The sequence below is a fragment of the Mesorhizobium sp. M0208 genome, from assembly GCF_040322015.1.
Lineage (GTDB): Bacteria > Pseudomonadota > Alphaproteobacteria > Rhizobiales > Rhizobiaceae > Mesorhizobium.
In genome coordinates, this window is record NZ_JAMYSP010000017.1 from 73,282 (window position 1) to 99,313 (window position 26,032).

Consider the following 26,032-nt stretch of genomic DNA (forward strand, 5'->3'; position numbering starts at 1 on the left):
CAAGTAGTCTACGGTAGTAGTCTTGAAAAAGAATATATTGGATTGACTAATATTTTAATCATCGGCCACGCCGACGCATCCCGGCGCTGGGAAAATGAGCTTCTGGCGCGGTTGAGTGCGGCTGGACATGCGGTTTCGAGTAGCCGCGCGCCGACGCCTGAACCCAATGCGCGCGGAATGGATAATGTGCTGGCGCTCGAGGGCCGGCGCTTCGGCCCCTCATTGGCAAGCCGTTCCGAGCCGTTGCGATCCGGCGATACCGGCCCAGTCGATCTTGTAGTCGATCTTACCGCTATCGCCGCCCGACGGGGCACGCCTGTCCTGACGCTCGAATTTTGCGGCCACAGCAGCTTTGCCGCGGGCATGACCGAGATGCTGGCGAGCGGGCGGTTGCCCGAACTCACCGCGCGCCTCGACGGCGTTGCCGTCGCCAGGGCGCGGCCGATGATCAGCGATCGGCTATGGCTCTCCCGGACCAGCAACGACCTGCTCGCCGGCGCCATCTCCCTGATCGCCCAATGTGTCGCCCGCTTTTCCGCGGGCAAACTTGCGCCGATTATTGAGAGCCCGGCGCCGCCCCTGCAGAAAGGCGGATTTATCAGGCACTATCTGCCCTTTTTCGGCAGGGGAATGGTCGACCGCGCGGTGCAAAAACTGCGACGTGGTCGGCGCCCCTTCTATTGGCAGGTTGCTTACCGGCTGATCGACGGTCCAGGCGTCGCCGAGACCGGACGACTCGACGGTAAGCCGTTCACCGTGCTTGCCGATGACGGGCAGCGCTTCTACGCCGATCCGTTCGTTCTCGAGCGCGACGGCCGCCATTTTCTGTTTGTCGAGGAATTTCCCTATGCCACGGGCCGCGGCGTGATTTCGGTAGCCGAACTCGACACCGACGGCACTTTCGGCGTGCCGAAGGTGGTGCTGGAGGAAGCACACCACCTGTCATATCCGCAGGTGTTCGCTCGCTCCGGCGAGATTTTCATGATCCCGGAAAGCGCTACGGCGCGCGAACTGGTGCTCTACCGTGCCGTGCAGTTTCCGGATCGCTGGGTACGCGATACGGTGCTGATGACGAACAGGGATTTCAACGACGCCACGCTGCTCGAATCCGACGGCCGCTTCTGGCTGTTGGGGACTGAGCGGTTCGGTCACGGTAGCGCGTCTGACACGATGGCGGTCTATTCCGCCCCGGCGCTGCGTGGGCCGTGGGCTGCGCACGCGCTCAATCCCGTCGCGGTCGACCACTCCGCCACTCGGCCGGGCGGCGCCTTTATCCGCCAGGAGGGCTCGCTGCTGCTGCCGGTGCAAAACGGCTCAAGAGCCTATGGTGGCGGCCTGGGGTTAATGCGACTGGATCGGCTTGATGATTTCGATATCCGTTTCGAACTGCCCCGCCCAATCGATCCGGGGCCGGCATGGGCCCGCGCGGGCATTCACACGCTCAACCGCGCGGGACGTGTCGAGGTCGTGGACAGCGCCGGCTGACCGGATTTGAGGCCCGTGCTTAACGAGATCCAGCCGGCTTCAATGCCGCGACCGAAGACTGGTCCCTGTAGGCAAGCAGCAACACCACGATGATCGTCATGTCCGGCGTTTTTGACGAAAGCGCGTTGTTCGACAGCGCAGCAAGCAAGAACGTTATGGTGCCGATCCATGCCGGCAGCGGCGCCCCTCGCAGCAGCCGGAAGACAAACCAGAATATCAGCGCTGTAAACAGCAGGGCTATGGGCAGGCCGAAGAGCAAGATGATTACCACAGGCGCGCTTTCGATGTAGGGCAGATGCAGCTTCTGCCTGACGATCGCCAGCAGGTCGTCAACGTTCATGCCGAACAGGATGTCGTTCCAGCTGACTAGTCCGAACACCTGGTAAATGGTCACCCGGGCCATGAAGTTTTCGTCGAAGATGGTGTTGCTGAACCGATTCAGCAGACCGCCCGCAAACAGTACAGCTACGAGCACCGCACCACCGGCGACGGTGAACATCAGTACGACAAATTTGGCCTGCCGCTCGTATTTGAGCGATAGGCCCGGCCAGGGCACGAACAGCAGCAGAATGAGGATTTCCGCCGTCGCGAGCATCAGCGCAGCGCGAGCGCCTGACGCAGCGCAACCGATGAATAACAGCAAGATCGCCATCACCCGCGCCCAAATGCGCCAGTGCGTCAGCGGCACAAATCCGATGGTCGTGGCGCAGAGCGCGCCCAGTGCCAGCGGATGAGCCGACAGGCCAGTTGGCCTGAATTGCAGTTCGTTCAAGCCATAGGGCAACAACCGATGTTGAGTCACCGCCTCGATGGTGCCGATGACAGCGCTCAGGACCGCCATTCCAAGCACGACGTCTCCCAACGCCCGCCGCACCTCTGCATTCAATGCCAGCATCAGCAGGCCTGTGGCGCCGGCCACCAGATAGGTATCGATGATGAAGCCGGAGGAGCCCGCACGGCCGGTAACGAACAAATAAGGCACCAGCGCGAACATCAGCACCGAATAGCGGATCAACGCCTTGAATATTCCAATTTCATCGCCGTGCAGCAAAAACGGCCGGCTGAAAAGAACGATAGGAAGCAGTAGGATGATCGCATAGGTGCCGAAATGCAGCTTTTCGTAGAACGAGCCTCCCTGGGCCGTATAGTCGACGACCATGTTCATCACTTGCGGCGACACCGTAAAGCGAAGCAGGAGCGCGAACGCTGCACATAGGAAAAACAGCAGCGACAGCGCGTTCTGACGGCGCGCTCGACTGGACAACACTCGTTCCGAAGTGGCAGCGGGATAGCTCATGGCCCATCCAAATGGCGATATTCGAACGGCATTCTGGGCAACGAATCCCTTCAGCGTCCGCCAAGCGGACCGTGTGAACGGCAAAATGGGCCAACTTGGAAAATAAGATGTTAACGATGTTTCTGTAGAGCAGGCCAAGCGTAATGATTTAACAAGGGTTGTCACCATGCCTGCCGGTTCCGGCACACCCCCTATCTCCGCGACGGCTTCCAATAACAGTGCATTCGAGCGTATTGCCAATGCACGGCGCAGGGCATTGCTGCAACAGCATGGCCCAGTCGCGGCGCTAAGCTCCGCACCGGTGACGCCGCAACCTCCGGAGCCTGTCGCCACGGTGACCCTGGACAAGATCGGCGATTTTCTCGAGCTCGATTTTCGACGCCTGTTCGTCTGGCTGCGGGCCGGCCTCGCCCTGGCGTTCATGCTGGCGGTAATCGGCGGCATTGTCGGCGGCGCCTATGCATTGCTGAGCAAGCAGCGTTACACCGTCACGACGGAGGTCCTCATCAACCCTTCCAATTTGCAGGTTGTGGAAAACGACCTCTACTCGCAACCGGGCCAGGTCGATAGCCAGCTGCTCAGCACACGCAGCAAGCAGCGTATCCTGACCTCGGGCAACGTGCTTTCCCGTGTGGTGGACGAACTGAATCTGACTCACGATCCGGAATTCTTCGATCCGGACCGGAGCACATCCTCGTCCGGCGCTGTGGCGAAGCCCGACCCGAGGCTCATCGCCTTGAAGAACCTGGCGGACCGGGTAGACGCCATCGCGGATCCGACCTCGTTTGTCACAACCCTCTCGGTATCTGCGGAAACCACCGCCAAGGCGATCCTGATCTCGCAGGCCATAGTCAAAAACTTCCAGGAAGAACTGGCTAAGGCGGAAGCTGCCGGCGCCAGCCGTGCCGCGGCTGCCCTTGACAGCCGGCTTGGCCAACTCAAGAGCGACGTGCAGGCAGCCGAAGAGAAGGTCGAGAGCTACAGGCGCAGCCACAACCTGTCGTCCAGCAATGGGCAGCTCGTCAGTTCGCAGACGCTGACGCAGCTCAATGGCGAAATCGTCGATGCGCAATCGCGTGTCATCGCCGCGCAGGCAAGCTACGACGCCCTGGTTGCCTCCGGTATCAACGGGGCCAATCCCGACCCCACGGTTTCGGAAGCGCTCGCGGCGCTGCGCGACAGGTCAAACAGCCTGCGGCAGCAGATCGATTCACAGTCGATGACCTTCGGTCCGCGCCACCCGACGATTGTCAGGCTCAGGACGGAACTCGAGACCGTCAACTCGCAACTCCGGGCCGAGTTCTCCCGCACCATCGGCACGGCAAAGGCCAGCCTGGACAAGGCCAAGGCCTCGTTGGCTTCTCTCAACGCGAGGATGAACGATCTGAAGAGCAATGTATTCACCGACAGCGAATCCGAAGTCGCCCTGCGTGAACTTGAACGCGATGCCGCCTCGAAGAGAGCGGTCTATGAGAGCTTCCTGTCACGTGCGCGCCAAATCAGCGAGCGCGAGCAGATCGACACCACAAACGTACAGGTGATTTCGACCGCGGTGCCCCCGCCAGCGCGCTCATGGCCCCCGCGCACTGCCCTGGTGGCAGGCGCAGGAGCGTTCGCAGGCTTTGCCCTGGGCATGCTGCTGGCCATCGGCATGGGCATCATCCGCGACATGCGCCGGCCGCCGAACCGATCAGGCCTTGCCGCCAGCCGAGCCTGAAGCAAGGCATGGCGAAGCGCATCGTTTTCCACATCGCCAGCCTGAGGGGCGGCGGCGCCGAACGTGTTTTCGTCCTGATGGCAAATGAACTGGCGTCGCGTGGCCACGAGGTCACGCTTTTTACCTGGAACGCGGAAGGCCCTAACGCCGCGCTGCGTTCCGCTGCCGTGCATCTGGTCGACTTCGGCCTTCTCTTGCGCGGCGAGGGTTACGCCAAGTCGGCGACGCTGAAAGGCATCGTGCGAAGCGCAAATTTGTTCCGCCGCCTTGATCCTGATGCGGTCTATAGCGCCCCGGAATTCGCCAATCTGGTGATGGCGCTGTCACTCATGTTGGCCAGAAGCCGGGCAAAATTCTTTCCAAGTTTCCATGCCGCCGCCTCGCTGCCTGCCAGCGGCCTCGGCGCGAGGCTGGCGATCTGGCTTTCCGCGCTGGTTGCAGCGCGTGCAACCAAAGCCATCGCCGTTTCAGCGGGTGTCGGCCGTGACATCATCGCCCGCGGCTTTCCCGAATCCAAGGTCGTCGTCATTAACAACCCGCTGCCGCCGGCTGAAGCACCGCAGGGGAATTCTTATGCCTGGCAGGCAGCATTGGCGGCGATGGGCGATGGCCCGGTCATCGCCACCGCCGGACGCCTGGTGCCGGTCAAGGACCACCGGACTTTGCTGCGGGCCTTCGCTGCCCTGCGCGCCGGCCGCCCTGCCCGGCTTGTCATCTTCGGCGAAGGTCCGCTGGCTGCCGAATTGCACGCCTATGCCGAAGAGACCGGCATCGGCGCGCACGTGCTCTTTGCCGGCTACGTCAACGACCCCGCAGCTTGCTATGCCGCAGCCGATCTGTTCGTCCTTACATCCACGAGCGAAGGCTTTGGCAACGTGTTGGTCGAGGCCATGGCTGCAGGTGTCCCCGTAATTTCTACCGATGCTCCGCATGGCCCGCGCGAAATACTCGGTGACGGCCGCTTCGGCACCTTGGTACCGGTCGGTGATGCCGCAGCCCTGGCAAAGGCGATGGCCGAAATGCTGGATCACCCCATCCCTGCTGCCGTGCTGAGAAACAGGGCGCTGGATTTCACAGTCGACAAGATCGGCGATCGCTACGAAGCGTTGCTCTAGTTGTCGCGCACGGCCAGCAGATCGCTGTTGGATGCGATCGACGCGGTCGGGTTTTGATTGCCGTAATCTCTTCACAAGCTGAAGCGCAACGATTCATGGTGAGGCGTCCCGTCGTTCCTTGAGTTGCTGGGCGAGGAAGTCCTTGACGGAATCGAGAACCGCGTCCCGTTCATGAGATACGCCTGGCAGCAAATCGAAACGCACGCGCGCACCCGCCTCCTCGAACGATCGACACAATGCCCTGAGGCGTTCCGGCCGTGTTCGCCCGGCATCGTTGGCGCCTGGCATCCAATGGGTGCTGCCTTGGACATGAGTGATTTCCCAAGTCTCCAGGTCAGCGTCGCCGATGATCATCTGGAAAGGCACTTTTGCCAGCGCTGCGGCATCGACGGTGATGCCGAACTTCTCCGGCAGATCGCGAATGCCCACCCACCAGTCATGCGTCGGATCGAGTAAGGTCACCGAGCCTGGCGCGCCGATTGAGGCCGCCCAGAGCCTGTCGGGATGCAGGATAGCAAAACGATGCGTGAAATGCCCGCCGCCGGAAAATCCGAACATGGCAAAGCGGCTCCAATCCTGACTGTATTTGGCGCTGACCTCCTCAATCATGGCGAGCAGCACCTGATCGTAGCGTATGTTGCCCTCGAGCATATATTTGTACCCGCTGCGGGCATCGTCCCCGAGAACGCCGATCGGAAACAGCGGACACAACACGGCGCAGCCGTTCCAGCGTCCGAACTCGGAAAACGCGTCGCGGAATCCAAGAAAAGAGGTGCGGCCGGTGCCATGGACAGCAACCATCAGGTCGACTTTGGCCCCTTCTCCAACCGCGGGAGGCACATACAGGCAATAGTGAAAGCGCGGGTCTGATTTGGAAGCAAAGATGGCGGTCGCGCCAAGGTCATAGGTAACGCGACCGCGATCTGCGACAGACCCCCTGGCAACGCTTGTCAAACCGATAACTCCTTAATAAGCCCGGCGTTCACGGCAATCTTATACCGGTCGGCCGACCTCGTGAACTGGATGCGCCTCCAGGCAGCCGCGAGGAGGACCTCGTCGTGCACCGGAAGCAGGGCGCCGGCGGGACGATCGGAGGCAAAAAGAATGCCTCCGCCAAGGCCTCGAGAAGCCGCCATTAACTTTTCGTTAACCATGCCGGGCTAGCCTTAACCAATCAGTAAGGACTCGCCTCTGTGACCTGCGTCGCTCCCATCCAAAACAAGTCCATACGCTTTCGAGCGCGCTCGTTTGTAGCCTTCACCCTCACCCCTGAGGCCCCGCTAGGGGAATGGCTGCAAAGCCTCGATCACTGGACCGAAAACTCTCCCGGCTTCTTTGCCGGCCGCCCGGTTGTGCTCGATCTGACTATGTTCAAGCCCGAGGTGGGCGAGATGCGGGATCTGGTCTCACAACTCGCGGAGCGCGGGATTCGCATTTACGCGATCGAGGCCGATGGCAATGTTGCTCTTGATGCCGATCTGCCGCCGCTCCTCGTTGGCACCAAGGAGGCCACCGCTGATACGCTTTACGCGCAGCCGAACCCGAAGGCCGCCGCTGAGGCCAAGACGGAAGAGCCGCAGGCGCCGAACTCATTGATGATCAAGGCACCGATCCGCTCCGGCCAGTCGATCTTTCACCCCGATGGCGACGTGGTCATTGTCGGCTCCGTCAGTTCCGGATCCGAGATCATCGCCGGAGGATCGATCCACGTCTACGGCACGTTGCGTGGACGTGCCTTCGCCGGCGCCACGGGAAATTCCGCAGCTCGCATCTTTTGCCGGAAAAATGAAGCCGAACTTCTGGCGGTAGACGGCTGGTACCGCACCGCCGAGGAGATGGACGCCTCCTCGCGAGGAAGGCCGGTACAGGCCTTTCTCGAGGACGGCGCACTTTGCGTCGCACCGCTCAACTAACAACATTGGAGGCACAAATATGGGCAAGGTAGTGGTTGTCACATCCGGCAAAGGGGGTGTCGGCAAGACGACCTCGACGGCCGCTCTCGGCGCCGCGGTCGCGAAAACCGGCAAGCGGGTGGCCCTCGTCGACTTCGATGTCGGCCTGCGCAACCTCGATCTGATCATGGGCGCCGAGCGGCGCGTTGTTTTCGATATCGTCAACGTCATTCAGGGAACCGCCAAGCTCTCGCAGGCGCTGATCCGTGACAAGCGGCTCGAAACGCTGTTCCTGCTGCCGGCCTCGCAAACGCGCGACAAGGATGCTCTCACCGAGGAAGGCGTCGCCGACGTCATCGACAAGCTGCGCTCGGTTTTCGACTACGTCTTCTGCGACAGCCCGGCCGGCATAGAGCGGGGCGCGCAACTTGCCATGCGCTTTGCCGACGAGGCGGTAATCGTCACCAACCCCGAAGTGAGCTCGGTCCGCGATTCCGATCGCATCATCGGCCTGCTCGACTCCAGGACGATGAAAGCAGAGCAAGGTGAATCGATTGCCAAACACGTCCTCGTCACGCGCTACGACGCTGCCCGCGCTGCCCGCGGCGAGATGCTCAGCATTGATGACGTTCTCGAGATCCTGTCCACGCCTCTGCTGGGAATAATTCCCGAGAGCCAGGACGTGCTGCGCGCATCCAATGTGGGCGCGCCGGTTACGCTCAGCGAAAACACCAACCCCGCCGCACGCGCCTATATCGACGCGGCAAGAAGACTCGAGGGCGAGGACCTGCCGGTCATTCTGCCTTTCGAACGGAGGGGCCTCCTCGACCGGCTGTTGGGAAGGAGGGCAGCATGAACCTGCTCGATATCTTCAAGCGCCGCGGCAGCGCGCCCGTGGCGCGCGAGCGCTTGCAACTGCTGTTGGCTTACGAGCGTCGAAGCCGCAACCAGCCCGATCTCGTCTCCGTGTTGCGCGAGGAGATCATGGCGGTGATCGCCCGGCATGTTCAGGTCGACCAGGATTTCCTGCAGGTAAGCATGGATCACGGCGAAACGACGTCGAGATTGGAGATCGACATCCAGATCCCCAACAAAGTCGCAATGCCCATGGCCGCGGCGTTCTAACGAAACCCTCCGGTCAGGGCTTGCGTCGGCTGCTGCCGAAATTGCGGCGCCGTGGTTGGTGTGCTTGAGCCGATCGCCACCGGCAAGTTCTCGCAATTCGAGGACAATAACCACTCCCTCACCAAAACCCCGCGGCCGTTTCCAGCCGCGGGGCGCCTTGGGAGGGCCTTTCGAAACCCGTGGTCAAATGTTGGCGAGCAATTCGTTGACGCGGCTTTCCATGTCGGCAAGGGCGGTGTCGACGTCCTTCTGGCCACTGATTGCTGCACTCATCTCTTCGCCGATAATGTCCTGGATCGCAAACTGACGCTGTACGGCGGACGGCAGCGGCTTGCCGAGATCAGCGACCGCAGAGATCGTGTTGCGATGCGGCAGTGCCTTGAAGGCGTCCGAAGTGATGACGGCCTTATAGGCCGGCAAGTGGCCGGTGCGCGACCATTCGAAGTCGTTGTCGGCGAAGAACTTCAGGAATTTACCGATAGCCGCGATCTGTTCAGGCGTGCGGTCTTTCTGCGAAACGGCCCAGGTGTGGCCGTCGGCATATTGCGCATGGGCGCCGCCAAACAGCTGCGGATACGGATAGACCGCATATCCGCCCTTGTTGAGGGCCGTCCCCTTGGTCTCGGACTGGGCGTTGTAATCGCCGACCACCCACGTACCGTTGAGATGGACGCCACCCTCGCCGGCAAGGAAGGCGTTGATCGAGCCGCCATAGTCGAGATCCTTGGTGGTGTAGCCCTTCTCGAAGATCGCCTTGTACATCTCGACGACCTTCTTGGCTTCCGGCGTATTCAATTTCACATGCTTCGGATCGGCAAAGAAATCGGAATCCTGCTGGAAAAGATAGGTGTAGAGGTTGCGTGTGTAGAGTGCAGTCTCATTGGCCAGGTTCTGGACGAAATAAGGCTTGCCCGTCTTCTGCTTGAACTGTTCGGCCTGGGCGAGCAGTTCCTCGGGCGACTTTGGAAAAATCGGCGTGCCGTCGGCATTGACGAGGCCGGCTTGTTTGAAAAGATCCATGTTGACGTGATAGAGCATCGTCCAGCTGTCGATCGGCAGGCCATAGATCTTGCCGTCTTTGGTGGCGCCATTGCGTGCCGCGTCGGTGAAGGCGTCGGGTGTCACGCCGACCGACTTCAAGAGATCGTCGAGCGGCATCAACAGGCCCTTCGACTGATAATCCGACAGTACGGATTCATGGATCGTGACGATGTCCGGAGCGTCGCCTGAAGCGAACTGGGCGGTCAGCTGATCATAGCCGGGCCATTCCACGGTGGTGACGTTGACGTGGACATCGGGATTGTCGGCGTTGAACTTGTTGATCAGCGAGGTAATGATGCCGCATTCGCCAACGGCCTTGGTGGCATCGGTGTTGGTGCCGAAATCAGCATCGCAGGCGCCGAAAAAGCGCTGCACGCTCAGTTCCGTGGCCGCGAAGCTTGGAGCTGCGAGCAGCATTGCGCCCGCAGAGACTGCGGCAAACAGTATTTTCTTCAGTTTCATATCAGTTCCTCCTACTGAGTTTCCGCCGCTCCACCCTGGATTGGCTTTCGTGCTTCAATCGCTGCCCATTCCCCCGGCCGTCAGGCTATCTTCGTTATCTCACCGCAGCGCCGGAGACCGCCGTGACGATGTATTTCTGGAAGAACAGGTAGACGATCAGGATCGGGGCACCGGCGAACACCGCCTGCGCCATCAGGAAGCCGATGCCTTCGGACTGGGCGAAATTGGTCTGGGTCGAGGCCATGCCGACCGTCAGCGTGAACATGTCCTTCCTCGTCGCCGAAATCAGCGGCCAGAAGTAGTCGTTCCACGCGCCGAGAAAGGTGAAGATGCCGAGCGTCGCCTGCGCAGGCAGCGTGAGCGGCAGAAGCACCTTCCAGAAAATCCTGAGCCGGCTGGCGTTATCAAGCATGGCGGCTTCGTCCAGCTCCTTGGGGATGGCCTTGAAATACTGGGTCATCAGGAAGACGCCGAACGGAGCCGAAAGGCCCGGCAGGATGAGCCCTTGATAGGTGTTGTGGAACTTCAGCATGCTGAAAATCTGGTGACGGGCGACCAGCACGGCCTGTTCCGGGACCGCCAGGCCGAACAGCACGATCACGAACAGCACGTCTCGGCCGGGGAAATTCAGCCGCGCAAAGCCGTAGCCGGCGAGCGACGACAGGATCAACGTGCCGAACGTCAACCCGCCTGAGACGATGATGCTGTTGCGCACCCAGATGAACACCGACGAGGTGCCGACGGTGTTGATGTAGTTCTTCAGCGTATAGGGCGCGTGAAACACCGAGTTCGGATCGGCCATCAGCTCCGTATTGTCCTTGAGCGACAGGCCGATGACCCACAGAACCGGCGCGATCATGACGATCGAAAGCAGGATGACGAGGGCCAGCAACACATGGTCGCCAAATGCCCGTCCCTTGATGGAAGCGGCCGGAGCGCTCATGCCTGGTCTCCCCTGCTGCGCGTCACCAGGTACTGGGCCATGGCCGCGACCAGGATGAGGATGAACAGGATTTCCGATGCCGCGGCGCCCAGGCCGAGATCCCAGCGACGGAATGCGGTATCGTAGATGTAGAGCACGATCGGCTTGGTCAGGTTGTTCGGACCGCCCCGCGTCATCAGCCAGGCCTGGCCGAACAGCTGGAATTGCAGCACGATCTGGATGATGATCACCAGGATGAAGGTCCGCTTGATCGACGGCAGCGTGATCGAGCGTAGCGTCTGCCAGCGATTGGCATTGTCCAGCGCTGCCGCCTCGTAAATATCCTGTGGAATCTGCTGGAGCGCCGAGAGAAAGAGCATCATCGGCAGGCCGATGCACCACCAGACGGTGGCAATGGCGATGCCGATCATCGCAAGGCTGGGATCGGAAATGAAGGCCGGTGCGGTTGCGCCGAACCATCCGTAGATCGTCGACAACAGGCCGACATTCGGAATGAAGACGATGCGCCAGATCAGCGTGACGATGGTGACCGACAGCACCGACGAGGAAAAGAACAGCGTCCGCAAAACCGCGGCAGTGCGCGTGCGGCGGTTGAGGCAAAGCGCCAGGAAAAGGCCGATCAGCGCCAGCGTCGGCACGGTCAGAAGCACGAAGTAGAAGGTGTTCCAGATCGATTGCAGGAAGACCTTGTCGTGATACAGCCTGGCGTAATTGCCGAGACCGACAAAATTTCCGGACGAAAACGTGTCGGCCTTGTGGAAACTCAGCCACATCCCCCAGAGCAGCGGGAAGAGCAGCAGCGTGGTGAAGAAGAACAAGAATGGCGCAACGAAAATGAAGTTTCGCCATTGCGGCGCATAGATGTCGGCGGTAGGGGCTCTGACGCCGACAGCAAGCGTCGCGGTCGGGGACGTCGCCAGCCGGTCAACCATCTCAGGCCTCCCTCGCATGCCAGGCGCGGCCGGTCTCGTTGAACAGATGCGATTTCTGGCCGTCGAAGGCGAGCCCGATTCTGTCGCCGACGGCGACGCGGCTGTTGCCGGCATCGGAGCCGACGATCTGCTGGCCATCGCCCAGCCGCGCGTAGATCAGGGTGCGTTCGCCGAGCCGCTCGAGCACATCGACGACGCCGTCGGCATTGCCCTGTCCGGCGGCAACGATGCGCACGTCTTCCGAACGGATGCCGAAAGTGTAGTTGCCATCGGTCAATTGGCTGGAGGCGATCTCGGTCTGCACCGAGATGCCGTCCGCAAATCTGGCCGTGGCGTTCTTGCCCGATCTGTCGAGTGTCGCATCGACGAAGTTCATCGCCGGCGCGCCGACGAAACCCGCGACGAATTTGGTCGCCGGGCGTTCGTAGATCTCCATAGGGGTACCGATCTGGTCGATCTTGCGATTGTTCATGACGACAATGCGGTCGGCCAGCGTCATTGCTTCGACCTGGTCGTGGGTGACGAAGATCATCGTCGATTGCAGCCGCTGGTGAAGCTGGGCAAGCTCGATGCGGGTTCGGGTGCGCAGCGCCGCATCGAGATTGGAGAGCGGCTCGTCGAACAGGAAGGCCTTCGGCTCCTTGACGATCGCACGGCCGATCGCGACGCGCTGCCGCTGACCGCCGGAGAGCTGGCCCGGCTTGCGATCGAGCAGATGCGCCATTTCGAGGATGCGGGCGGCTTCGTTGATGCGCGCCTCGATGACCTTGCCTGGTACGCCGATATTCGCAAGGCCGAAGGCCATGTTGTCGCGCACCGTCATATGCGGATAAAGCGCATAGGACTGGAACACCATCGCAATGCCGCGCTTGCCCGGCGGCAGATGATCGATGCGCTCGTTGTTGATGGCAATCTCGCCGCTATCGACAGCTTCAAGACCGGCGATCATCCGAAGAAGCGTCGATTTTCCGCAGCCGGACGGCCCCAGGAACACGATGAATTCGCGTGCCCTTATGGAGAGCGACAGATGATCCAGCACCGTCATGGCACCGAACTGCTTGCTCACGTTCCTGATCTCGATATCGGCCGTCACGTCGACGCTCCTCCTCAGCGTTTGCGCTTTCTCGATGATCCGCCCGAACTCAGAGCCTCAGGCGTATGAACTGGTAGGAATACGCCGGCAGCGACAGGTTTAGTTTGCCGCCGGCGACTTCGGCGCCCTCACCCTTCCTGGGGCTGACATTGCCAGGGTTTTCGGCCGAATTGACGGCTTTCAGATCGGCGTGTGCCATCACCTGGTGATCGACGATCTCCGCCGCCCCGAAGCCGGAGAGGTCGACCACTGTTTCGATTACCTCGCTCGAATGGCGGTTGACGGCGAAGAAGGTGACGTGGCCGGTTTGCCTGTCGTGCACGCCGGCAACATCGACATAGGCGACGTCGCCCGCAACGCTGGATCTGTAGGTCGGGCTTTCCACCTTGAGATCCAGCGCATTGCCGCGGCCATAGTTGGAAGCAAACAGATAGGGATAAAAAATCGTCTGCCGCCATGCCGGACCATTCGGAACGGTCATGATCGGCGCGATGACATTGACCAGTTGTGCCAGGCACGCGATCTTGACGACGTCGGAACGGCGGATGAAGGTGTTGAGGATCAGGCCGACCTGCAGCACATCCTCGAAATTATAGATGTCTTCGAGCAACGGCGGGGCGAACGGCCAACCGTCGCTGCCGCCGAGTATCTTCTTGTCCTGCTCCTTGGAATGGTACCAGACGTTCCATTCGTCAAACGAGATGTAAACCTGCTTGTTGGAGCGCTTCTTGGCCTTGATATAGTCGATGACGCCGGCGACCGAGACAATGTAGGCGTCGAGCTTTTCGCTCATGGCGAGATAGTTCGGAGCGTCGTTGGCTTCGTTGTCGAAATACATGTGCAGCGAGATGTAGTCGACCTCGTTGTAGGTATGGTCGAGAACCGTCGCTTCCCATTCAGGGTAGGTGGGCATCTTGGCGTTCGAAGAGCCGCAGACCACCAGTTCGAGTGACTTGGAGAAGGCGCGCATGGCCTTGGCCGTCTCATGCGCCAAGCGGCCATACTCGTCCGCGGTCTTGTGGCCGATCTGCCAGGGGCCATCCATTTCATTGCCGAGGCACCAGAGCTTGACGTCGAAGGGCTCCTTGCGGCCGTTGGCGATGCGCTTGTCGCTCCATTTGCTGCCGCCGGGATGGTTAGCGTACTCCAGCAGGTTGCGGGCTTCGTCGAGGCCGCGCGAGCCGAGATTGACGGCAAGCATCATCTCGGTGTTGGCGCAGGTGCACCAATCGGCAAATTCATGCAGGCCGACTTCGTTGCTTTCCGACGTATGCCAGGCGAGGTCGAGCCGCACCGGGCGCTCTTCCTTGGGGCCAATGCCGTCTTCCCAATTGTAGGCTGAGACGAAATTGCCGCCGGGATAGCGGACGATCGGAACATTGAGTTCCCTGACGAGATCGATGACGTCCTGACGCATGCCGTTGGCATCCGCTGTCGGATGGCCGGGCTCATAGATGCCGGTGTAAACTGCCCGCCCGAGATGCTCGATGAAGGATCCGTAGAGTCTCGGATCGATCTCCGAGACAACAAAATGCGGATGTGCCGTAACGGCTGCCTTCATGCATTCCTCCCATCGATATCACAAATGATGATTTAAATCACCTTGCCCGATATCAAAGAGGAACTGGCAACCCTTCGTCAAGTCAAAAATGCCCAAATGTAGGACAATTAGACCAACGCTTTGGCACAGCAGAAAGCCAAACAGTTGAAGTTGCTGCGTTATCTTCAGAACCCGATTTCATGATATCAACCAGTTTTGATCCTGAGCAGAATGTCCTGATCGTAGTTTCCAAAGCCCTTGCCGAAAATGTTGATCCCGCCGGGGCGCTCGGCGTCGTCCTTGACGCCGATACGGACGCGGATTGAATGATGGCTCTTCAGATCGAGAGCGGCGAGGCCGGTTTCGGAAATCCTGAGACCGTCGACATAGGTGCCGTCATTGGCAATTCGCCAGTTCTTCAGCTTGCCGTATTGCGAGCCCTTGAGCTTCCACCAGGAGGGCGTGAAGACGCCGCGCTTGTCGCCGAAATCCCCCGGCGACGTCCAGGTGCCGACATCGACACCATTGATCGTCAGCGTGATGTCCGAGGGCCAATCGGCGCTGGTGCCCGGCACTTCCGAAGACAGCTCTATCGCCACTTCGAGTCCGGTGATCTCGGCATTGGCGAGCTTGGCATTGTTGGGGAACTGGTATTCGACAAAACCGCGCGTGAACCACAGCAAACCGGCTTTCATGCGATCCGGATCAAGGAAAGTGTTCGGCACATCGAGCAAGCCGATGATGCCGTCCGGCGAACAAAGGCCGCAGGGCGCGGTAACCTCAAAGCCGGTGTAAAGCCCGATCGGCATCGACACTTCGATCGCATCGTTCTTGACCGCACGGTATTCGCTCTTGAACACGACAAGCACTTCTTCGGCCGTCGGATAACAGATTTTCTGACTGCCTTTCTTCGCTTTCAGGTTCTCGGTTCGGATCAGCCCCGCATCCTCCAGCACCTGGATGTTGGTTGAGACGGTCGACTGCGGCAGCGACAGCACGGCGGCGATTTCGTTGATATTCATCGGCCCCTTTTCATGCAGCAGTTTCAGCATCGAGATCCGCGCCGAGGAGGCAAGCCCTTTGAGCACGGCAATGCCTTCCTCAGGTTCAATCACCAGAAAATTGCGACTCATGAAATTGCCCGGCCCACGCGAAATCCATATTCGAAATTTACCCTGTATATCGAGATAGCTGATTTAATCAATGCGCAGGCGGAACGCCGGGCAATTTGTTGAATCCGGCAGGGCGAGGGTCAACCGGTGGCCCTGCACAGAGTTTGTGCTGGAGTCACATGCAGAGTGGACACCTGAACGCCGATCGCCCAATCTAGTCCCGAGCCGAGCCCCGGTGATGGCGGCTTGCACATAAATTGGTGTGGACGGGTCGTGACCAAAGGGTGGAAATTATACGATCAGCGACTGGCCTGGGTCCTCGTCGCGCCTGTGCTTATACTGCTTACCCTGCTTCTGCTGCTGCCGATCGCGATGATGACGGTCTACACGTTTTTCACCTTCGTCACCGCCGGAGTTGAGTCGGCGGTGCTGACCTTCGATAACTGGAAGGAATTCCTCACCGACAGCTACTATCACGGCTTTCTTTGGAAGACCGTTCGCGTCGGCGCCATCACCGCGGTGATCTGCGCGATCCTTGGCTATTTCCCCGCCTATTTCATCTGGGCCACGACCTTCAGGCACAAATGGCTGCTGTTGCTGCTGCTCATCGTGCCGTTCTGGATCAGCTTCACCATCCGGACGTTCTCGTGGATCCACATCCTCGGCGAACAGGGGCTGATCAACGTGGCGCTCATCAGGCTGGGCGTCATCAACGAGCCGTTGCCGATGCTCTACACCGAGGGCGCCGTCATCATGGGGCTGTTGCATTTTCTGCTGCCCTACATGATCCTGAACGTCTATGTCAGCCTGGAAAGCATCGACCGCACGCTGATCGCCGCCGCGCGCTCGATGGGCTGTACCAGCGCGCAGGCGTTCCGCGAAGTGACCTTGCCACTATCGATGCCGGGGCTGGGCGCTGGGCTGCTGCTCTGCTTCGTGCTGGCGGCCGGTTCCTATGTGACGCCGCAGTTGCTCGGCGGTAGCCGCGATGCGCTGTTCGGCAACCTGATTTACGATACCATTATGGGGCAGCTCAATTGGCCGATGGGGGCAACGCTTTCCATCGTCCTGTTCGTCCTGCTCGGCGCCGCCGCGGCCGCCTACAGCCGCTATATGGGCCTGTCGCAGATCATGAAGGGCCTCAGCGCATGAGAGCGGATCATCCCGATCGCGAAGGCAGATGGGCCTGGCGGCTGACCGGCGCGATCACGGTGTGCGTCTACATCTTCATGTTTGCGCCGATCCTCGCCACGGTCGTGCTTTCCTTCAACGCCTCGATGTTCGGCGGCTTTCCCCTCACCGGCTTCAGCCTGCGGTGGTATGAGAAGCTGCTCACCAACGAGCCGGTTCTCGACGCCTTCCGGACATCGATGTGGATTGCCCTGGTAACGGCAACGGTGACGACACTGCTCGGCATCATGGCGGCATTAGCGCTGGTGCGCTTCGAGTTTCGTGGCAAGCAGGTGATCAACACGCTTGTCATTCTTCCCGCGCTGGTCCCCGAAACGATACTCGGCGTCGGCCTGCTGGTCATGATCAAAGCCGTCGACCAGCCGCGCAGCATGACGCTGCTGGTGCTCGGCCACATTCTGCTCACGCTCCCCTACGTGGTGCTGATCGTCCAGGCGCGCATGGTCGGCATAAAGCGTTCCTATGAGGAGGCGGCGCTGTCGCTCGGGGCGCCGCGTGTGTCGACATTCCGCGAGATTACGCTGCCGCTGCTCATTCCCGCAGTGCTTGCCAGCGTCCTGCTCGCTTTCACCATTTCGTTCGACAACACTTCGGCCAGCCTGTTCTGGCGGCCGGCGGGCGTCGAGACCATGCCGACGCAAATCCTTTCGATGCTGAAGATCTCGATCAGCCCCGAGGTGAACGCGCTCGGAACCGTCATGATCCTTTTGACGGTCGGCATTCCCTTGGCTGGCGGGCTCATCCTGCAAAGCCTCACCTGGTTCAAGGCAGGCAAGTGAAAATGAAAATGGGAGAACGGAAATGAAAGTGACAACCACCAAACGACTGGAACGGCTGAATGAGCGCTATGCCGATGGCGACATCAGCCGGCGATCATTCCTGACGCTGACGGCCGCCGCTGCCGCCGCCACCGGGCTTTCCATGCCCTGGATGGGACGGGCGCTGGCCGCGGTTTCGGAAGTGCGCTTCGACGGATGGGGCGGCGTGGTGCAGGAAGCGATCGATAAGTACGCGTTCCAGCCTTACACCGCCAAGTCCAAGGTCAAGGTCGTCCAGGGCACCTTTGGCGACGAGAACGAGATCATCACCAAGATCAAGACGTCGAAGCCGGGCGACTTCCAGATCGTCCATTCTTCCGGCGTCAACTACTACATCAAATACGTCAATGGCGGTTTCAATTCGGAGATCAACGAGGCGAACATCCCGAACATGGCAAATGTGCTGACCGCCATGATCGAGCCGTTCCGCAAGATCACGCCAAAGCTGTCGGCTGTGCCCTATGATTACGGCACCACCGGCATCGCCTACAACAACAAGGTCATCTCGCCGGAGGAAGCCAAGGAAAAGGGCGCCAACCTGCTTACCGACAAGAAATATGCCGGCAAGATCGGCGGCTACGCCGATATGACGACGCGCGTCTGGTATGCGGCGCTGCAGACGAAACAGGACCCCAACAACATCCAGGACATGGATGCCATCTGGGCCAAGGTTCGCGAGACCCGCGACCTGGCCAAGAAGTTCTGGAGTTCCGGCGCGGAACTGATGGACCTCCTGTCGCGAAACGAGATCGTCGTCACCGACGCCTGGTCAGGACGTGTCGCCGCCCTGCAGCAGCAGGGCCAGCCAATCGGCTATCTCGACCCTGCCGGCTCATACGCGTGGATGGAGGACATGCTGGTGCTCAAGGGTTCGCCCATGGCCGAATGCGAGGAACTGATCAACTTCATGCTGGATCCGGCAACGTCGATCGCCGTCGCCGAGGGCCAGAACTATCCGCCATCGCTTGACCCGACCAAGGTGAAGCTGACCGACAAGATCGCGGCACTTCCGGCCTTCGATCCGACCGGATCGATGAAGTCGCTGACCTTCGCCGATCCGCTCTACTGGGCGAAGAACGAAGACGCCTGGACCAAGCAATGGGACAGGGTGTCGAAAGGTGCATGACGACAACAGCCACGACCAGCAGCCCCGGCCGGCTTCGGCCGGGGCCGCTGGCGACCCGCTCGCCCAAGGTGAGAGACAGCCGACAGGAAAGCCTGCGGTCGAGTTTCGCGACATCGATATTTTTTACGGCAAGTTCGCCGCTGTGCGCGATTTTTCACTGGCGATCCGCAAGGGTAGTTTCGTCACCTTGCTCGGGCCGTCCGGCTGCGGCAAGACGACGATCCTGCGATCGATCGCGGGCCTGGTCGACATCTCCAGCGGCCAGATCTCGATCGGCGGAAAACGGGTCGACGACATCCCGATCTACAAGCGCAACATTGGTCTGGTGTTCCAAAACTACGCGCTCTTTCCGCACAAGAACGTCTTCGACAACGTCGCATTCGGCCTGAAATATCGAAACGTGCCGAAACCGGAAATCGTGCGCCGGGTCAAGAAGGCGCTGGACATGGTGCGGCTGCCCGGCAGTGAGACAAAGCTGCCATCACAGCTCTCTGGCGGCCAGCAGCAACGCATCGCACTGGCCCGCGCCATCGTCTTCGAGCCGGAAGTGCTGCTGCTGGACGAGCCTCTGTCGGCACTCGACGCCAACATGCGCGAGGACATGCGCGTCGAGATCAAGAAAATCCAGAGGGAGACGGGCATCACCGCTATCTTCGTGACGCACGACCAGGAAGAAGCTTTGTCGATGTCCGACCACATCGTCGTCATGAATGCCGGCCTGATCGAGCAGATCGGCTCCCCCGCGCAGGTCTATGACCAGCCGGCCACCGCATTCGTCGCCAATTTCCTTGGCAAGGCCAACATGCTGCCCGGCAGCGTGACTGTGATGGACGGCAAGATGGCGACGATCGCGCTGGCCAGCGGCCATGTCGTAAAGGCGGCCGTGCCGAAGGCGCTCGCGACCGGCAGCGCGGTCACCGTCGTCGTTCGCCCGCAGAAGCTTACCGTCGGTACCGTCGGTGCTGCCAACAGGCTGGCGGGACGGATAGTCTCGACCTCCTATCTGGGCGGCAATGCGGTCTACGAGATCGACATCGGCGCCGGCACGCTGGTGCGCGCCAACACGCTGATCGACGGCCAGCCGCTGCGTGAAGGCGAAATGGTCGATGTCTGCTTCGATCCTCTGGGCTGCGTGCTTCTCGACGCGCAAGGCTTACGCATCGCGTAGCGAGGCGGAACTGAGCCGTTCAGTCTTTCCCGTTACCCTTTGGCCCGAGAAACCGCGCATAGACCTCACCGACAATACCGCGCCGGAAAACCAGCACGCAGACCATGAAGGTCAGGCCGGTGGCGATGGTCACCGGAAAACTCGAGGTGGCGAGCGTGTTTTCCAGGCCGACGACCAGACTGGCCCCGATGATCGGCCCGACCATGGTGCCGATGCCGCCGAGGAGCGTCATCAGGATCACCTCGCCCGACATCTGCCAGGTGACGTCGGTGAGCGTGGCAAACTGAAAAACGATCGCCTTGAGCGCGCCGGCCAGCCCGGCCAATGTCGCCGACATGACGAAAGCCGCCAGCTTGTAGTTGGCGACGGAATAGCCCAGCGAAATGGCCCGGCTCTCGTTTTCCCGGATGGAACGCAGGATCATGCCGAAAGGCGAGTTGATGATGCGCCAGATGGCGAACACGCCGATGAGGAAGACTGCCAGCACGAAATAATAGATGTTGATCGAGACGTTCAGGTCGAGCATTCCAAGCAGCCTACCACGCGGCACGCCCTGGATGCCGTCCTCACCTCCGGTGAACGGTGCCTGCACGCAGAAGAAGAAGAACATCTGCGACAGCGCCAGCGTGATCATGGCGAAATAGATGCCTTGCCGGCGGATGGCAAAGAAGCCCATCACAAGGCCGAGCAGCGCGGCACCCAGGACGCCGAGCAGGATGCCGGCTTCCGGCGGCCAGCCCAAGACCTTGACCGCGTATGCGGTGAAATAGGCCGCCCCGCCGAAGAACGTCGCATGGCCGAAGGACAACAGGCCGGTGTAGCCGAGCAGAAGGTTGAACGCGCAGGCAAACAGCGCAAAGCACAGCATCTTCATCAGGAAGATCGGATAGACGAAGAAAGGCGCCACCAGCAGCGCCAGGATGCCGAGCCCGACCAGCGCCCATTCAAGCCGTGCGGAATTCTTGGCACGCGTCTCGCGAAGGGTCAGTTCGGCCATCTCAGGCATCCCTTCCGAACAGGCCGGCTGGCCGGACCAGAAGCACGATCGCCATGATGACGAAGACCACCAGATTGGAGGCTTCGGGATAGAAAACCTTGGTCAAGCCTTCGGCGAGGCCAAGCATGTAACCGGTGACGATCGCCCCGAGGATCGATCCCATGCCGCCGACCACGACAACGGCGAAAACGACGATGATGAGGTCAGATCCCATCAGCGGGCTCACCTGATAGATCGGCGCGGCGAGAACCCCCGCAAGCCCGGCAAGAGCGGCGCCGAGGCCGTAGGTAAGGGTCAGCAGCAACGGCACGTTGACGCCGAAAGCCTGCACCAGGCCGGGGTTCTCCGTTGCCGCGCGCAGATAGGAGCCCAGCCTGGTCTTCTCGATCAGCGCCCAAGTGCCGAAACAGACGATCATCGAGGCTACCACCACCCAGCCGCGATAATTGGGCAGGAACATGAAGCCGAGATTGGTGCCGCCGGACAGCAGCGGCGGCACGGAATAAGGACTTCCCGATACGCCATAGTAGTAACGGAATACCCCTTCGAGCACGAGCGCGAGGCCAAAGGTGAAAAGCAGCCCGTAGAGCGGGTCGATGTCGTAAAGCCTCGACAGCGCCAGGCGCTCGACCACGATGCCGAAGCCGCCGACGATCAGCGGCGACAGGATCAAAGCCGGCCAGTAGCCGATACCGAACCGGGTGAGAAGCAGGTAGCCGATGAAGGCGCCGAGCATATAGAGCGCGCCGTGAGCGAAATTGATGACGCGCAACAGGCCGAATATGACAGCAAGGCCCAGGCTCAGCATTGCGTAGAACGAGCCGTTGATGAGGCCGACCAGCAATTGGCCGAGGAATGCCTGAACGGGTATTCCGAAGATCATCGTCATGGCGCCATCATACACCCAGCACTTCATGCAGCAGCGTCATGCGATCCGGCAGTTCGCCGACCGGAAAGGCCGCCACGACCTTGCCGTGCTCCATCAGGTAGAAACGGTCGGTGACGCGGCTGGCAAAGCGGAAATTCTGCTCGACCAGCAGGATCGTCATACCGCGCTTTTTCATCGTCGCCAGCAGATCGCCGATGCGCTGCACGATGACCGGAGCCAGGCCCTCGGTCGGCTCATCGAGAAGCAGCATTTTCACGCCGGTTCTGAGCATGCGCGCAATCGCCAGCATCTGCTGCTCGCCGCCCGAGAGCCTGGTGCCGGGGCTGTTACGGCGCTCCTTCAGATTGGGGAAAAGATCGAATATTTCCTCCACGCTCATGCCGCCTTCGGCGACGATCGGGGGCAGCACCAGATTCTCGTCCACGGTCAGCGTCGCGAAGATGCCGCGTTCCTCCGGCACCAGGCCGATGCCTTGCTGCGCAGTCCGGTGCAATGGCAGGCGCATCAGATCCTTGCCGTCGAAAAAAATCTGGCCGGTCCGCTGGCGGATTAGCCCGATGATGGCGCGCAATGTCGTGGTCTTGCCGACGCCGTTGCGGCCCAGCAACGTCACAGTTTCACCTGGAAAGACCTCCAGATCGACGCCGTGCAGCGCATGGCTCTCGCCATACCAGGCGTTGAGGTCGCGGACTGCAAGAAGCGGCGCGGCGTCAGTCATCGGCGGTGCCCATATAGGCGACCCTCACCCGCTCGTCGCGGCTGACCGTGGGGTAGTCGCCGGCGGCAAGGATTTCGCCGCGCTGCATGACGGTTATCCAGTCGCAAAGATCGGCCACCACTGTCAGATTGTGCTCGACCATCAGCACGGCGCGATCCCTGGCAACCGAGCGGATGATGTCGGAAACCGTACGCACGTCCTCATGCCCCATGCCGGCCATCGGCTCGTCGAGCAGCAGCACTTTCGGCTCGAGCGCCAGCGTCGTGGCGATCTCGAGCACACGTTTCCTGCCATAGGAGAGATCGGCGGCGGGCCTGTTCTTGGCATCGTCGAGACCGACAGACCGCAAAAGCTCCTCGGCGCGCGGCGTCAATCTATCGAGCGCCGATAGCGAGCGCCAGAACTGAACGCTGAGCCCGCCCGGTCGCTGCAATGCAACGCGCACATTGTCGAGCACGCTGAGATGCGGAAACACTGCCGATATCTGGAACGAGCGCACCAGGCCCATCCGCGCGACTTTGGCCGGCGAGGTGCGGGTGATGTCGTGGCCGAGCAGTTCGATCCTGCCGCTGGTCGGCGGCAGGAACTTGGTGAGCAGGTTGAACACGGTGGTCTTGCCGGCGCCGTTGGGTCCGATCAGCGCGTGGATATTGCCGTGGTAGACGTCGAGATCGACATTCCTGACAGCAACGAAGCCGGCGAAGTCGCGCCGCAAACCGCGGGCGGAAAGCACTACCTGCGGCCGATCCGGTTCAGGCGGCGCCATCGGTCCGCCAATCACTCGCCGGCCGTGGGACAGCCGCTCTCTTTGGCGCTCAGGAACGCCTCGTTACCGGGGATCGTGGCGAGGGGTTTGTAATAGTCCCACTCCTTGGTGCTCTCACTCGGCGACTTGACCTGATAAAGATACATGTCGTGAACCATGTTGCCGTCGGGCTGCACTTTGCCGTTCGCCGTAAAGACGTCGTTCACCGGCATCGAATGCAATTCCTTGGCGACCGCCTCGGTTCCATCGGTGCCGGCTTTGTCGATCGCCTTCAAATACTGTGTCACGGCTGAATAGGTGGCGGCCTGGATCATATTCGGCATGCGGTTGGTGCGCTTGAAGAACCGCTGGGCGAACTCGCGGCTCTTGTCGTCGCGATCCCAGTAGAAGCCTTCGGTCAGCACCACGCCTTGCGCCGCCTCGAGACCGAGCCCATGCACCTCGGCCAGCGTGAAGAGAAGCGCTGCAAGGCGCTGACCGCCCTGCACGATACCGAATTCGGCCGCTTGCTTGATCGAGTTGGAGGTGTCGAGGCCGGCATTCGCCAGGCCGATGACCTTGGCGCCCGACGATTGCGCCTGCAGCAGGAAGGATGAATAGTCGGTCGAGCCGAGCGGGTAACGCACCTCGCCAACCACCTTCCCGCCATGGCTCTCGACGAACTTTGCGGTCTGCTCCTTGAGCGAATATCCGAATGCATAATCGACGGTGACGAAGAACCAGCTGTCGCCGCCTTGCTGGACGAGAGCGCCACCGGTCCCCACTGCCTGCGAATGCGTGTCGTAGGCCCAGTGGAAGCCATAGGGCGAGCACTGTTTACCAGTTAGCTCGGTGGTCGCGGCGCCGGTGACGATATCAATTTTCTTCTTTTCCTTGGAAATCCCCTGGACGGCGAGTGCCACCGAGGAGGTGGTGAGTTCCATGATGGAATCGACCTGTTCGGTGTCATACCACTGCCGCGCAATGTTGGAGGCGATGTCCGGCTTGTTCTGGTGGTCGGCGCTGACGATCTCGACCGGCGCACCTTGCACCTTGCCGCCGAAATCCTCGACCGCCATCTTGGCGGCCTCGACCGACCACTTGCCGCCGAAATCGGCATAGACGCCCGACTGGTCGTTGAGAATGCCGATCTTGACCTTGCCATCGGAAATCTCGGCGGCTGCAGCAGGCATCGCAGTCGCTGCAAGAAGCGCGGCCGAGACCAGGTACGATAGCTTCATTGGTGACTTCCTCCCTTATGGTCGACAACCGAGCAACATGTCGGCGGCTGCCTGCTGCGGCACGAAGAGCGGCCTCCCATATTCCATCCTCTCCAGCGCAAAATCACGCAGCGCTGTACGGCCACCGTCCTTCAAATCGTAACATCGCTCGGCAACGCGAGAACAGTTACTTTAGTATTAGGCATCCGCGATACCCGGCCGCCGAAGCGCAACATAGCGCCGGATCGTGCGGCGTCCAGATCGGCCTTTATTCTCGCCGAAGCAACAATTACGGCTGACGGTCCGGATATCGTTGAACGAGAATTCCCCTCGTCAACCGTCGGCTGGATGATGGCAGGCGACCAGGCGGCCCTCGCCGATGCTTTGGAGAAGCGGGCGCTCGCTGCGGCAGATCGGGGTGGCAGCTGGGCAACGGGTGTGGAACCGGCACCCCGAGGGGTGGGTTCATCGGGCTGGGCAGGTCACCCTTGAGCACCAGCCGGCCACGCCGCGCCCGGTCGATGCCGGGTATCGGCACGGCGGAACGCAGCACCGCGGTGTAATGGTCTCCCGGACATTCGCGGCAATCGAGGAAGATCCGACCGTCTATCACACCATAAATGGTCCCAATGAGTTCCACGTCATCGGCACGATGCGGGACTGGACCATCGTCGACCGCCTGCATCGGATCGAGGCGCCGACCTGGTTTTCCGCGGCTTCTACAACGAAGCGACCGAGGCCTGCGTCCAGCCCTTTCTGGATCTTATCCCCTACGTCGAAGGCCTGGTCTTCCCGAATTCCAGCCACATGCCGCATGTCGAGGAAAAGCACGACGGCCTCGCCGCCGTCGGGCGCTTCCTGGCCAAATACGATTGACGTTGCAGCACCAGGCCTTCTGCTCCAACGGATCGTCGACACGGCGCAGTGGTCATGAAGGCCGGCATGGCCGGAATCAGCCTGCCTTCACCTGTACTGGCTTCCCGTCGCTGAAAAATCTGACGGATACGGAGTGGGAGGGACCCCCGGCGCCGGTGGGTATGGAAACCATCGCCTCCAAGTTTCGCAAAACACGTTGCAACCGAATTGATTAGCCGTCGTTAAAGTGCGGGTGATCTAGCGGGGCATGGGGAGCTTTCATGCAGACGTATCTCGTCGAGCGTATGGACGGCGACGATGTTATATCGGTGCGCGTTGTCAACGCGCCGAGTCCGTTCAGAGCCGCAGCTATGATGACGGGCGGGCGTATTACCTTCCGAACGTGGGAAAAGGATTGGATTCGTGTGACCGACGAAAATCGGGGACAGATCTATGCATATTGTTTCGTCTCCGGCAGCTATTCCGACACCGAAGCATCGCCTGTATCGCCCGGGAGAACCACAGAATAGGCAATATGCCTGCGTAGCGGC

The 26,032-nt window shown here is 60.8% G+C and carries 26 protein-coding genes; 11 read left to right on the forward strand and 15 right to left on the reverse strand.

What is annotated here, in order from left to right; translation table 11 throughout:
- Positions 1-42: 42 nt before the first annotated feature.
- A complete protein-coding gene (locus NKJ17_RS18460; protein ID WP_352689625.1) occupies positions 43-1,485 on the forward strand; it encodes a glucosamine inositolphosphorylceramide transferase family protein in 1,443 nt (480 codons plus the stop codon).
- A gap of 19 nt (positions 1,486-1,504) precedes the next feature.
- On the opposite strand, the gene NKJ17_RS18465 is transcribed toward NKJ17_RS18460, so the two are convergent.
- Positions 1,505-2,950: a VpsF family polysaccharide biosynthesis protein gene (locus NKJ17_RS18465; RefSeq protein ID WP_352507208.1), complete on the reverse strand. Its 1,446-nt coding sequence runs from the start codon at positions 2,948-2,950 to the stop codon at positions 1,505-1,507.
- Here NKJ17_RS18465 and NKJ17_RS18470 point away from each other — a divergent pair.
- Both NKJ17_RS18470 and NKJ17_RS18475 read left to right on the forward strand, forming a co-directional pair.
- Positions 2,949-4,499 (forward strand): GumC family protein, encoded by a 1,551-nt coding sequence (locus NKJ17_RS18470; RefSeq protein ID WP_352507209.1) that lies wholly within the window; start codon positions 2,949-2,951, stop codon positions 4,497-4,499. The genes NKJ17_RS18465 and NKJ17_RS18470 overlap by 2 nt on opposite strands.
- An 8-nt stretch (positions 4,500-4,507) precedes the next feature.
- Positions 4,508-5,614, forward strand: coding sequence for a glycosyltransferase (locus tag NKJ17_RS18475; protein WP_352507210.1), 1,107 nt, complete (start codon positions 4,508-4,510; stop codon positions 5,612-5,614).
- Between the two features lie 93 nt (positions 5,615-5,707).
- On the opposite strand, the gene NKJ17_RS18480 is transcribed toward NKJ17_RS18475, so the two are convergent.
- Positions 5,708-6,568, reverse strand: a complete 861-nt coding sequence (locus NKJ17_RS18480; protein ID WP_352507211.1) for an alpha/beta hydrolase — start codon at positions 6,566-6,568, stop codon at positions 5,708-5,710.
- Between the two features lie 239 nt (positions 6,569-6,807).
- Here NKJ17_RS18480 and minC point away from each other — a divergent pair, with 239 nt between their 5' ends.
- Genes minC through minE form a run of 3 tightly spaced genes read left to right on the forward strand, consistent with a single transcriptional unit; the run spans position 6,808 to position 8,631 of the window.
- The gene (gene minC / locus NKJ17_RS18485; protein ID WP_352507212.1) at positions 6,808-7,527 is read left to right on the forward strand and encodes a septum site-determining protein MinC; all 720 of its coding nucleotides are present in this window, start codon (positions 6,808-6,810) and stop codon (positions 7,525-7,527) included.
- A 19-nt stretch (positions 7,528-7,546) separates the two neighbouring features.
- The gene (gene minD / locus NKJ17_RS18490) at positions 7,547-8,362 is read left to right on the forward strand and encodes a septum site-determining protein MinD (RefSeq protein ID WP_254819515.1); all 816 of its coding nucleotides are present in this window, start codon (positions 7,547-7,549) and stop codon (positions 8,360-8,362) included.
- Positions 8,359-8,631, forward strand: a complete 273-nt coding sequence (gene minE / locus NKJ17_RS18495; protein ID WP_023677151.1) for a cell division topological specificity factor MinE — start codon at positions 8,359-8,361, stop codon at positions 8,629-8,631. The genes minD and minE overlap by 4 nt, the downstream gene beginning before the upstream one ends.
- A gap of 183 nt (positions 8,632-8,814) precedes the next feature.
- Here minE and NKJ17_RS18500 read toward each other — a convergent pair whose 3' ends face one another.
- The 6 genes from NKJ17_RS18500 to NKJ17_RS18525 all read right to left on the reverse strand — a co-directional run bounded on the left by NKJ17_RS18500 (position 8,815) and on the right by NKJ17_RS18525 (position 15,775).
- Positions 8,815-10,134 (reverse strand): ABC transporter substrate-binding protein, encoded by a 1,320-nt coding sequence (locus NKJ17_RS18500; RefSeq protein WP_352475706.1) that lies wholly within the window; start codon positions 10,132-10,134, stop codon positions 8,815-8,817.
- A gap of 94 nt (positions 10,135-10,228) precedes the next feature.
- A complete protein-coding gene (locus NKJ17_RS18505; protein WP_352507214.1) occupies positions 10,229-11,077 on the reverse strand; it encodes a carbohydrate ABC transporter permease in 849 nt (282 codons plus the stop codon).
- On the reverse strand, positions 11,074-12,009 hold the full coding sequence (locus NKJ17_RS18510; protein WP_352507215.1) for a carbohydrate ABC transporter permease: 936 nt from the start codon (positions 12,007-12,009) through the stop codon (positions 11,074-11,076). The genes NKJ17_RS18505 and NKJ17_RS18510 overlap by 4 nt, the downstream gene beginning before the upstream one ends.
- A gap of 1 nt (position 12,010) precedes the next feature.
- The gene (locus NKJ17_RS18515; RefSeq protein ID WP_352507216.1) at positions 12,011-13,102 is read right to left on the reverse strand and encodes an ABC transporter ATP-binding protein; all 1,092 of its coding nucleotides are present in this window, start codon (positions 13,100-13,102) and stop codon (positions 12,011-12,013) included.
- Positions 13,103-13,151: 49 nt separating this feature from the next.
- Complete coding sequence (gene arfA, locus NKJ17_RS18520) at positions 13,152-14,663, reverse strand: arabinosylfuranosidase ArfA (RefSeq protein WP_352507217.1); 1,512 nt, start codon at positions 14,661-14,663, stop codon at positions 13,152-13,154.
- Between the two features lie 185 nt (positions 14,664-14,848).
- Positions 14,849-15,775, reverse strand: a complete 927-nt coding sequence (locus tag NKJ17_RS18525; protein WP_352507219.1) for an ArsR/SmtB family transcription factor — start codon at positions 15,773-15,775, stop codon at positions 14,849-14,851.
- Positions 15,776-16,027: 252 nt separating this feature from the next.
- Here NKJ17_RS18525 and NKJ17_RS18530 point away from each other — a divergent pair, with 252 nt between their 5' ends.
- From NKJ17_RS18530 to NKJ17_RS18545, 4 genes are read left to right on the forward strand one after another with little or no spacing between them, the layout of a single operon-like run.
- Positions 16,028-16,906 (forward strand): ABC transporter permease, encoded by an 879-nt coding sequence (locus NKJ17_RS18530; RefSeq protein WP_254819522.1) that lies wholly within the window; start codon positions 16,028-16,030, stop codon positions 16,904-16,906.
- Positions 16,903-17,724 (forward strand): ABC transporter permease, encoded by an 822-nt coding sequence (locus NKJ17_RS18535; RefSeq protein ID WP_352507220.1) that lies wholly within the window; start codon positions 16,903-16,905, stop codon positions 17,722-17,724. Before NKJ17_RS18530 ends, NKJ17_RS18535 begins: the two co-directional genes overlap by 4 nt.
- Before the next feature lie 22 nt (positions 17,725-17,746).
- Positions 17,747-18,889, forward strand: a complete 1,143-nt coding sequence (locus tag NKJ17_RS18540; RefSeq protein WP_254819524.1) for an extracellular solute-binding protein — start codon at positions 17,747-17,749, stop codon at positions 18,887-18,889.
- The gene (locus tag NKJ17_RS18545) at positions 18,882-20,057 is read left to right on the forward strand and encodes an ABC transporter ATP-binding protein (protein ID WP_352689626.1); all 1,176 of its coding nucleotides are present in this window, start codon (positions 18,882-18,884) and stop codon (positions 20,055-20,057) included. Before NKJ17_RS18540 ends, NKJ17_RS18545 begins: the two co-directional genes overlap by 8 nt.
- A 19-nt stretch (positions 20,058-20,076) precedes the next feature.
- On the opposite strand, the gene NKJ17_RS18550 is transcribed toward NKJ17_RS18545, so the two are convergent.
- From NKJ17_RS18550 to NKJ17_RS18580, 7 genes are all read right to left on the reverse strand, one after another.
- A complete protein-coding gene (locus NKJ17_RS18550) occupies positions 20,077-21,054 on the reverse strand; it encodes a branched-chain amino acid ABC transporter permease (RefSeq protein ID WP_352507222.1) in 978 nt (325 codons plus the stop codon).
- 1 nt (position 21,055) lies between these two features.
- Complete coding sequence (locus NKJ17_RS18555) at positions 21,056-21,943, reverse strand: branched-chain amino acid ABC transporter permease (protein WP_352507223.1); 888 nt, start codon at positions 21,941-21,943, stop codon at positions 21,056-21,058.
- A gap of 7 nt (positions 21,944-21,950) precedes the next feature.
- Positions 21,951-22,661 carry an ABC transporter ATP-binding protein gene (locus tag NKJ17_RS18560; protein ID WP_352507224.1) on the reverse strand — a complete coding sequence of 237 codons (711 nt, stop codon included), beginning with the start codon at positions 22,659-22,661 and terminating at the stop codon, positions 21,951-21,953.
- On the reverse strand, positions 22,654-23,427 hold the full coding sequence (locus NKJ17_RS18565; protein WP_352507225.1) for an ABC transporter ATP-binding protein: 774 nt from the start codon (positions 23,425-23,427) through the stop codon (positions 22,654-22,656). Before NKJ17_RS18565 ends, NKJ17_RS18560 begins: the two co-directional genes overlap by 8 nt.
- A gap of 11 nt (positions 23,428-23,438) precedes the next feature.
- On the reverse strand, positions 23,439-24,647 hold the full coding sequence (locus NKJ17_RS18570) for an ABC transporter substrate-binding protein (protein WP_352507226.1): 1,209 nt from the start codon (positions 24,645-24,647) through the stop codon (positions 23,439-23,441).
- 312 nt (positions 24,648-24,959) lie between these two features.
- Positions 24,960-25,040, reverse strand: a complete 81-nt coding sequence (locus NKJ17_RS34070; RefSeq protein ID WP_502895561.1) for a hypothetical protein — start codon at positions 25,038-25,040, stop codon at positions 24,960-24,962.
- A gap of 195 nt (positions 25,041-25,235) precedes the next feature.
- Positions 25,236-25,457 (reverse strand): hypothetical protein, encoded by a 222-nt coding sequence (locus tag NKJ17_RS18580; RefSeq protein WP_352507227.1) that lies wholly within the window; start codon positions 25,455-25,457, stop codon positions 25,236-25,238.
- 305 nt (positions 25,458-25,762) lie between these two features.
- On the opposite strand from NKJ17_RS18580, the gene NKJ17_RS18585 reads away from it, so the two are divergent.
- Positions 25,763-26,011 (forward strand): hypothetical protein, encoded by a 249-nt coding sequence (locus NKJ17_RS18585; protein WP_352507228.1) that lies wholly within the window; start codon positions 25,763-25,765, stop codon positions 26,009-26,011.
- Positions 26,012-26,032: the final 21 nt, after the last annotated feature.